This window comes from Shewanella sp. S1-58-MNA-CIBAN-0166 (assembly GCF_040310085.1).
Taxonomy (GTDB): domain Bacteria; phylum Pseudomonadota; class Gammaproteobacteria; order Enterobacterales; family Shewanellaceae; genus Shewanella.
Map to the genome: position 1 here is coordinate 1 of NZ_JBEOPN010000169.1, position 254 is coordinate 254.

Annotated in this window: 1 protein-coding gene; it reads right to left on the reverse strand. The window is 41.7% G+C overall.

Annotated elements, in window-relative coordinates; genetic code table 11:
- A partial coding sequence (locus AAEY99_RS21560) for an FAD-binding protein (protein ID WP_351012003.1) occupies positions 1-254 on the reverse strand: 254 nt, incomplete at both ends.

Below are 254 nucleotides of genomic sequence, written 5' to 3' on the forward strand. Positions count from 1 at the left end.
GTAATGCGCAGCAGGCACAACTGGGATTGCTTCTTTCGTTATATCGAGGCCTACACTTAAGCATTTTGCGTAAATAGTAGGAAAGTGCTCAATAATAAAGTCTTTATCTTTGTGGCTAATATCTAAATAAACACAATTGGCGCCTAAGCGCTTCATTTCAAAATCGATTGCGCGTGCCACTATATCGCGTGGAGCAAGCTCTTCACGGCTATCAAAGTCTTTCATAAACCGAGTTCCATCAGGGCGCTTTAAAT